This is a genomic window from Streptomyces sp. NPDC002156, from assembly GCF_053593675.1.
In genome coordinates this window covers 1-6686 of record NZ_JBSFDA010000295.1, presented here as the reverse complement: position 1 = coordinate 6686, position 6686 = coordinate 1, and the positions used below count along the sequence as shown (strand labels likewise).

At 68.3% G+C, this 6686-nt stretch carries 7 protein-coding genes, 5 tRNA genes and 2 pseudogenes; 10 read left to right on the top strand and 4 right to left on the bottom strand.

The window, feature by feature from the left end; genetic code table 11:
* Positions 1–108: 108 nt before the first annotated feature.
* Positions 109–393 carry a hypothetical protein gene (locus tag ACWCRB_RS48405; RefSeq protein ID WP_451002153.1) on the bottom strand — a complete coding sequence of 95 codons (285 nt, stop codon included), beginning with the start codon at positions 391–393 and terminating at the stop codon, positions 109–111.
* 53 nt (positions 394–446) lie between these two features.
* Between ACWCRB_RS48405 and ACWCRB_RS48400 the strand changes: the two are divergent.
* The 6 genes and pseudogenes from ACWCRB_RS48400 to ACWCRB_RS48375 form a co-directional block, all read left to right on the top strand.
* Positions 447–765 (top strand): annotated as a pseudogene (locus ACWCRB_RS48400) (HAD family hydrolase); the annotation flags it as partial.
* Between the two features lie 91 nt (positions 766–856).
* Positions 857–928, top strand: a tRNA-Gln gene (locus ACWCRB_RS48395).
* 49 nt (positions 929–977) lie between these two features.
* A tRNA-Glu gene (locus tag ACWCRB_RS48390) sits at positions 978–1050 on the top strand.
* A gap of 62 nt (positions 1051–1112) precedes the next feature.
* Positions 1113–1185 (top strand) — tRNA-Glu (locus ACWCRB_RS48385).
* Positions 1186–1205: 20 nt separating this feature from the next.
* Positions 1206–1277 (top strand) — tRNA-Gln (locus ACWCRB_RS48380).
* A gap of 43 nt (positions 1278–1320) precedes the next feature.
* Positions 1321–1393 (top strand) — tRNA-Glu (locus tag ACWCRB_RS48375).
* 55 nt (positions 1394–1448) lie between these two features.
* On the opposite strand, the gene ACWCRB_RS48370 is transcribed toward ACWCRB_RS48375, so the two are convergent.
* Entirely contained in the window at positions 1449–2090 is a 642-nt protein-coding gene (locus ACWCRB_RS48370) for a MerR family transcriptional regulator (protein WP_451002152.1), read from the bottom strand.
* Positions 2091–2353: 263 nt separating this feature from the next.
* A complete protein-coding gene (ndgR, locus tag ACWCRB_RS48365) occupies positions 2354–3070 on the bottom strand; it encodes an IclR family transcriptional regulator NdgR (RefSeq protein WP_210588063.1) in 717 nt (238 codons plus the stop codon).
* Between the two features lie 194 nt (positions 3071–3264).
* Here ndgR and leuC point away from each other — a divergent pair, with 194 nt between their 5' ends.
* The 4 genes from leuC to ACWCRB_RS48345 all read left to right on the top strand — a co-directional run bounded on the left by leuC (position 3265) and on the right by ACWCRB_RS48345 (position 6628).
* Positions 3265–4695: a 3-isopropylmalate dehydratase large subunit gene (leuC, locus tag ACWCRB_RS48360; RefSeq protein ID WP_451002151.1), complete on the top strand. Its 1431-nt coding sequence runs from the start codon at positions 3265–3267 to the stop codon at positions 4693–4695.
* A gap of 6 nt (positions 4696–4701) precedes the next feature.
* Positions 4702–5295, top strand: a complete 594-nt coding sequence (gene leuD, locus ACWCRB_RS48355; RefSeq protein ID WP_235474596.1) for a 3-isopropylmalate dehydratase small subunit — start codon at positions 4702–4704, stop codon at positions 5293–5295.
* A gap of 289 nt (positions 5296–5584) precedes the next feature.
* Positions 5585–5815 (top strand): SCO5555 family protein, encoded by a 231-nt coding sequence (locus tag ACWCRB_RS48350; RefSeq protein WP_369037144.1) that lies wholly within the window; start codon positions 5585–5587, stop codon positions 5813–5815.
* Between the two features lie 138 nt (positions 5816–5953).
* On the top strand, positions 5954–6628 hold the full coding sequence (locus ACWCRB_RS48345; protein WP_451002150.1) for an HU family DNA-binding protein: 675 nt from the start codon (positions 5954–5956) through the stop codon (positions 6626–6628).
* On the opposite strand, the pseudogene ACWCRB_RS48340 reads toward ACWCRB_RS48345, so the two are convergent.
* Positions 6582–6686: pseudogene (locus ACWCRB_RS48340) on the bottom strand (phosphatidylglycerol lysyltransferase domain-containing protein); the annotation flags it as partial. The gene ACWCRB_RS48345 and the pseudogene ACWCRB_RS48340 overlap by 47 nt on opposite strands.

Below are 6686 nucleotides of genomic sequence, written 5' to 3'. Positions count from 1 at the left end.
TCTTTCCCTCCCCCCCCCTGTTCGTTTTGGTGGGTGGTTTCTTAACACCCCGCCATCCGCGGGGGGCGCCACCCGTTTTTTCGGGGGCCCGCCCCTCGAACGTGCGGTTCAGACCGCGTCGTTCTCGTCGATCAGGTACGTGAACTCGTCGAAGATCTCCAGCACGACGATGACCATGACGGCCCCCGCGACCATGTACTCCAGCATCATGCCGGGGGTCACGTAGGTCTTCCGCAGATGTTCGTCGGGGCCGAGTGGCGCTGTCGCAGCCTTGCGGAAAGGGTCGCGCGACAGTATCCGCACCGCCGTGTCCAGCTGTGCTCGACGCTCGTCGGGCAGGCCGTCGTAGGCCGTGCGGGCCTCGACGGTGAACTGGACTCGGTGCTCGCTCATGCACCCACTGTGCCAGCCGCGGCTGCGTCCATCGGGGGACAACCCCCGAGCCGGCCAGCCACCGGCACGGGGTGCTCTCCAACTCCAGCATCCGCGTACAGGACCGCAAGCCGCGCGTGCTCGGCGTCCGCGACCGGTTCGAGTCGGTCCTGTGCGCGGCCGAGCTGGGCGGGCGTCCACAAGCCGGACGCCCAGGCCTTCCACGCCGCCTGCGCCGTCCTGGACCTGCCTCCGTCCGTGTGGATCGACCGCGGCGGCCTCGGCGGCGCGGAGGAGGCCCCCGCGGGCCCGCACCGGATCGCCTCGCTCGCCGAACTCCCCGCGCTCCTCGGCGCCGATACCCGTTTTGGAGCGCCGTCCACCTTCGGGTAATGTTCTTCCTGCGCCGCCGGAGAGCGGGCCGAAAGGCCGGGAACCGGAGGTGCAAGCTAGAACAAAAGCTCCGCAGGGGCTGGCGTTCCAGTGGCCTATGGTGTAATTGGCAGCACGACGGTTTCTGGTTCCGTTAGTCTTGGTTCGAGTCCAGGTAGGCCAGCTCGCAGATTGCTTCAAATCTGCACCCGTGGAGATCAGAATCCACACAGGCCCCCGTTGTGTAGCGGCCTAGCACGCTGCCCTCTCACGGCAGTAGCGCCGGTTCGAATCCGGTCGGGGGTACAGATCCTTCCCGGAGGGTCAGCCAGGGTCGCACCCACTGACTCTCATGCAGGATCGCTAGGGCCCCCGTTGTGTAGCGGCCTAGCACGCTGCCCTCTCACGGCAGTAGCGCCGGTTCGAATCCGGTCGGGGGTACGCTTTACCTTGAAGTGCCTTGGTCTATGGTGTAATTGGCAACACTACGGTTTCTGGTACCGTCATTCTTGGTTCGAGTCCAGGTAGACCAGCTCGGATCTGCGGCGGTGTGGTTTAACCGCATGCAAGATCCTCGCCCCCGTTGTGTAGCGGCCTAGCACGCTGCCCTCTCACGGCAGTAGCGCCGGTTCGAATCCGGTCGGGGGTACGTCAGTGCAGGTGGCCCCCCGCTTCGGCGGGGGGCTACTCTGCATTTCCCCTGCCTACAGCCCGTACCGCCGTGCCGACTCCTCCTCCTGGGCCAGCCGGTGCAGTGCCGTGAGCACCGGTTCGAAGAGCACCGTCGCCGCGACCGCCGTCTCCACCCGCTCCGCGTCCGACGCGTGCGTCTCCAGATGGTCCAGGTCCCGTCTCGCCACCTGGTGCATCAACTCCGCGTACGGCGCCATCAGTTCGGCGTCCCAGGGATAGCCCAGCCGGATCAGCGCGGCCACCGCCACCACCAGCGACCGGTGCACGGGGGAGAGGTCGCTCAGCTCACGCGCGGTCTCCCACCCGAGGCTCGTCAGCAGCCGGTCGACCTCCCGGCGGGCGGCGGCCACGGCCGGGTCCTCCTCGTCCGGCTCGGTGCCCTGCGGCAACGCCCACAGGGCCGTGCCCAGGCGGATCGTACGGCCCAGGGACTCGTCGTCGACATGGCCCAACACCTCACGGGCGGTGGCTACGGGGATACGGCCCACCTGGATCAGCGCGCGCACCAGACGCAGACGGCGCAGATGGCCCTCGTCGTACTCCGCGGTCGTCGTGTTGATCTGCCGGCCGGGCGCCAACAGGCCTTCGCGCAGGTAGTACTTGATGGTCGCGGTGGACACCCCGCTGCGCTCGCTCAACTCCGCCAGCCGCATCCCTTGCGCCTTCCCTCGGACAACGGCACGATCCAAGCACGCGGTGGTCGGATAGCGCCGCTAGCCAATGGGGTTCACCGGGGTTCTGTTGTTTTTGCGGGTGCGGGTCCGCTGTGGCTGGTCGCGCCCACGCGGCGGAGCCGCAAATCGATACAGCCCCGCGCCCCTAGGTTGGTGACCTCGCCCCTGACATAGAAGTGCCCTCGGGAAGCGGCCTGCCGCGGCGTTGAGGCCGGCCCGCTTCCCGAGGGCGTTTGTACGTGTCAGCCCGTGCGGCGCAAGGCCTCCGACAAGCGGGCCGCCGCGTCGATGACTGCCTGGGCGTGCATGCGGCCGGGGTGGCGGGTCAGGCGTTCGATGGGGCCCGAGACCGAGACGGCGGCCACCACGCGGTTCGACGGGCCACGGACGGGGGCCGAGACCGAGGCGACGCCCGGTTCGCGTTCGCCGATGGACTGGGCCCAGCCCCGGCGTCGTACGCCCGACAGCGCTGTCGCTGTGAAGCGGGCGCCCTGGAGGCCGCGGTGCAGGCGCTCCGGCTCCTCCCACGCCATCAGGATCTGGGCCGACGAACCCGCCTTCATCGTGAGCGTCGAGCCGACCGGGACCGTGTCCCTGAGGCCCGAGAGGCGCTCGGCCGCGGCGACGCAGATACGCATGTCGCCCTGACGGCGGTAGAGCTGCGCGCTCTCGCCCGTCAGGTCGCGGAGGTGGGTGAGCACCGGGCCGGCCGTCGCGAGGAGGCGGTCTTCGCCCGCCGCTGCCGCCAGTTCTGCCAGGCGGGGGCCGAGAATGAAACGGCCCTGCATGTCGCGCGCCACCATCCGGTGGTGTTCCAAGGCCACGGCGAGACGATGTGCCGTGGGTCGTGCGAGTCCGGTCGCCGCGACCAGACCCGCGAGGGTGGCCGGACCGGACTCCAGAGCGCTCAGGACAAGGGCTGCCTTGTCCAGAACGCCGACGCCGCTACTGTTGTCCATGAAACGATACTCGCGTCTCACTCTGTGAAACGCAAGTTCATTTTCCGGTGGAACGCGCCACTCTGGAAGACACAGCGGCCCGCCGACCAACGGGCCCGGTGGCGGATGTCCGACGAGGGGTATGGGCGATCGCCTCCACAAGATCTCTATCTAGTTGGGCCGGTGCTCGAACGGGCCGGCCTGGAGGGAAAGCGATGGGTAGGACACTCGCGGAGAAGGTCTGGGACGACCATGTCGTCCGGCGCGCCGAGGGCGAGCCCGACCTCCTTTTCATTGATCTGCACCTGCTGCACGAGGTGACCAGCCCGCAGGCCTTCGACGGTCTGCGCCAGAACGGCCGTAAGGTGCGGCGCCTCGACCTCACCATCGCGACCGAGGACCACAACACCCCGACCCTCGACATCGACAAGCCCATCGCCGACCCGGTCTCCCGGGTCCAGCTGGAGACGCTGCGCAAGAACTGCGCCGACTTCGGTGTGCGGCTGCACCCGCTGGGCGACGTCGAGCAGGGCGTCGTCCACGTCGTGGGACCGCAGCTGGGACTGACCCAGCCGGGCACCACCGTCGTCTGCGGCGACTCCCACACCTCCACGCACGGCGCCTTCGGCGCGCTGGCCTTCGGCATCGGCACCTCGCAGGTCGAGCATGTGCTGGCCACCCAGACGCTGCCGCTGGCCCGCCCCAGGACCATGGCCATCACGGTCGACGGCGAACTGCCCGACGGCGTCACCGCCAAGGACCTGATCCTCGCCATCATCGCGAAGATCGGCACCGGCGGCGGCCAGGGCTACATCCTGGAGTACCGCGGCCCCGCCATCGAGAAGCTCTCGATGGAGGCCCGGATGACCATCTGCAACATGTCGATCGAGGCCGGCGCCCGCGCGGGCATGATCGCCCCCGACGAGACCACCTTCGAGTACCTCAAGGGCCGCCCGCACGCGCCCGAGGGTGCCGACTGGGACGCGGCGGTGGAGTACTGGAAGACCCTGAAGACGGATGACGACGCCGTCTTCGACGCCGAGGTCGTCATCGACGGCGCCGCGCTCTCGCCGTTCGTCACCTGGGGCACCAACCCCGGTCAGGGCGCGCCGCTTTCGGCCGCGGTCCCCGACCCGGCTTCGTACGAAGACGCTTCGGAGCGCCTCGCCGCCGAAAAGGCCCTGGAATACATGGGGTTGGAGGCCGGACAGTCGCTGCGCTCCATCAAGGTGGACACCGTCTTCGTAGGTTCGTGCACCAACGGCCGCATCGAGGACCTGCGCGCCGCCGCCGAGATCGTCGAGGGCCGCAAAGTCGCCGACGGCGTACGGATGCTGGTCGTCCCCGGTTCGGTGCGGGTCGGTCTGCAGGCCGTCTCCGAGGGCCTGGACCTGGTCTTCAAGGAGGCCGGCGCCGAATGGCGGCACGCGGGCTGCTCGATGTGTCTGGGCATGAACCCCGACCAGCTGGCCCCCGGTGAGCGCTCCGCGTCCACCTCCAACCGCAACTTCGAGGGCAGGCAGGGCAAGGGCGGCCGTACGCACCTGGTGTCGCCGCAGGTCGCCGCCGCGACGGCCGTACTGGGCCACCTGGCCTCCCCGGCCGACCTGTCCGACGCCGACACCCGTACGCCCGCTGGAGTCTGATCAGCCATGGAAGCATTCACCACGCACACCGGCCGGGCCGTCCCGCTGCGCCGCAGCAACGTCGACACCGACCAGATCATCCCTGCTCACTGGCTCAAGAAGGTCACGCGGGACGGGTTCGAGGACGGGCTGTTCGAGGCCTGGCGCAAGGACGAGAACTTCATCCTCAACCGGCCCGAGCGCAAGGGCGCGACGGTCCTGGTCGCCGGTCCCGACTTCGGTACGGGCTCCTCGCGCGAGCACGCGGTCTGGGCGCTGCAGAACTACGGCTTCAAGACCGTCATCTCGTCGCGCTTCGCCGACATCTTCCGTGGTAACTCGCTCAAGAACGGCCTGCTCACGGTGGTTCTGGAGCAGAAGATCGTGGACGCGCTCCAGGAGCTGACGGAGAACGACCCGCAGGCCGAGATCACGGTCGACCTGGAGGCCCGCGAGGTGCGCGCCGAGGGCATCACCGCCGCCTTCGAGCTCGACGAGAACGCCCGTTGGCGGCTGCTGAACGGGCTGGACGACATCTCCATCACCCTGCAGAACGAGGACCAGATCGTCTCGTACGAGGCGAAGCGGCCCTCGCACAAGCCGTGGACGCTCAAGGTCTGAGGTCCCCTTCAAGGACCGCAGTCGTCCGAAGGCCGCTCGCAAGTCGAGTTTCGGCCACTGCAACACCCCGTCTGTACCCCCGATCGCCACGATTGGGGGTACAGCTGTTTCTGCCTCCCGATCCCCTCGCGCGTCCTCCCGTGACCCCTCAACTCCCCATGTTAGAAAGGGTGTTGATTGGGTACCCGGGTCTTGACACCGCGGCTCCGGAGCAGGCGCGGAAGGCCGTTTGAGGCGGCAGTTGCCCCCTGAGCAGGCGACAACTCGCCCCAGATGGCACAATCTGTGCATGGAACACGACGGCCAACTCGAGCTCTACACGGCGGTCGCGGCCCAACTCAAGGAAGCGCACACAAGAGTGCGCGCACTGCAAGTCCCGGAGGGCGTACGGATGGCGCTGACCCGGAAGCTGCTGGTCATTACGGCCGCGGCCAAGCACGATCTCGCCGATGCGACAAGGCGGCTGGAACGCTTCACGGCGGACCTCGACGAGGGTCGATTCCCCGACGAGGACCGCTGAGGAACTCCGTGACAGCCCGAGTTCGTTGCGGCACAAGGGTGATTAGCCCGTTTCGTGTTTGATTTGCGGTATATATCTGCCTAACGTGCGAAAAAGCTTGAACACTTTCGTTCTGGCAATGTCTCCGAAGGGGAAGACGTGAACAAGGCGCAGCTCGTAGAAGCCATTGCGGACAAGGTCGGTGGCCGTCAGCAGGCCGCCGAGGCGGTCGACGCGGTCCTGGACGCCATCGTCCGCGCGACGGTCAGTGGGGACCGGGTGTCGGTCACCGGCTTCGGTTCCTTCGAGAAGGTCGACCGTCCGGCCCGTTACGCCCGCAACCCGCAGACGGGCGAGCGGGTTCGGGTCAAGAAGACCTCCGTCCCCCGCTTCCGTGCGGGCCAGGGCTTCAAGGACCTGGTGAGCGGCTCGAAGAAGCTCCCGCGCGGTGGCGAGGTCGCGGTCAAGAAGGCGCCCAAGGGCAGCCTGACCGGCGGTGCTGCCGCAACGGTCAAGAAGGCCGCGGCGAAGAAGGCCACGACCGCCAAGCGGGCGACGACGGCCAGGAAGACCGTCGCCAAGAAGGCGGCGCCGGCCAAGAAGACGACGGCCACGGCGAAGAAGACCACGGCCAAGAAGACCACCGCGAAGTCCGCGGCGGCCAAGAAGACCACGGCCACGGCGAAGAAGACCGCCGCGAAGAAGGCCCCGGCCAAGAAGGCGACGGCCAAGAAGGCCCCCGCCCGCAAGACGGCGGCCCGCACCACCACCGCCAAGAAGGCCACCGCCCGCAGCAAGCGGGGGTCCAGGAGTGGGCCTTGGCCTCGTCCATGAAGCGTTCGATGGCGCCGGGCCAGGCCTCCACGTCGCCGATCGGGTCGCCGCTCGCCAG